General features: G+C 47.0%; 1 pseudogene. It reads left to right on the top strand.

The features are described 5' to 3' along the window. Positions 1–1,295 (top strand): annotated as a pseudogene (locus CD128_RS11305) (MSCRAMM family adhesin SdrF); the annotation flags it as partial.

Below are 1,295 nucleotides of genomic sequence, written 5' to 3'. Positions count from 1 at the left end.
TCACTGATCATGATGATTTAACTATCGATAATGGTTATTTCGAAGAAGACTCAGATAGCGACTCAGATTCAGACAGCGATGCAGACTCTGATAGCGACTCAGACTCAGATAGCGATGCAGACTCAGACAGTGATTCCGATTCTGACAGTGATTCAGATTCAGATAGCGACTCAGATTCAGACAGCGATTCAGATTCAGATAGCGATGCAGACTCAGACAGCGATGCAGACTCTGACAGTGATTCAGACTCAGATAGCGACTCTGATTCAGACAGCGATAGTGACTCAGATTCAGACAGCGATTCAGATTCAGACAGTGATTCAGACTCAGATAGCGACTCAGATTCTGATAGCGATGCAGACTCAGACAGCGATGCAGACTCAGACAGCGATTCAGATTCAGATAGCGACTCAGACTCAGACAGCGATGCAGACTCAGATAGCGATAGCGACTCAGACTCAGATAGCGATTCAGACTCAGATAGCGATGCAGACTCAGATAGTGACTCAGATTCAGACAGTGATTCCGACTCTGACAGTGATTCAGACTCAGATAGCGACTCTGATTCAGACAGCGATGCAGACTCAGATAGCGACTCAGACTCAGATAGCGATGCAGACTCAGACAGTGATTCCGATTCTGACAGTGATTCAGACTCAGATAACGACTCTGATTCAGACAGCGATGCAGACTCAGACAGCGATTCAGATTCAGACAGTGATTCAGACAGTGACTCAGACAGCGATAGCGATTCAGATTCAGACAGCGATTCAGATTCAGACAGTGATTCAGACTCAGATAGCGACTCAGATTCAGATAGCGATGCAGACTCTGACAGCGATGCAGACTCAGATAGCGATAGCGACTCTGATTCAGACAGCGATGCAGACTCAGATAGCGATGCAGACTCAGATAGCGATGCAGACTCTGACAGTGACTCAGATTCAGACAGCGATTCAGATTCAGATAGCGATGCAGACTCAGACAGCGATTCCGACTCTGACAGTGATTCAGACTCAGATAGCGACTCAGATTCAGATAGCGATGCAGACTCTGACAGCGATGCAGACTCAGATAGCGACTCTGATTCAGACAGTGATTCAGACTCAGACAGTGATTCAGACTCTGACAGTGATTCAGACTCAGATAGCGACTCAGATTCAGACAGCGATGCAGACTCAGACAGCGATTCAGATTCAGACAGTGATTCAGACTCAGATAGCGACTCAGATTCAGATAGCGATGCAGACAGCGACTCAGATTCAGATAGCGATGCAGACAGCGACTCAGACTCA

Source organism: Staphylococcus croceilyticus, from assembly GCF_002902575.1.
Lineage (GTDB): Bacteria > Bacillota > Bacilli > Staphylococcales > Staphylococcaceae > Staphylococcus > Staphylococcus croceilyticus.
This window is presented reverse-complemented; position numbering and strand designations above follow the sequence as displayed.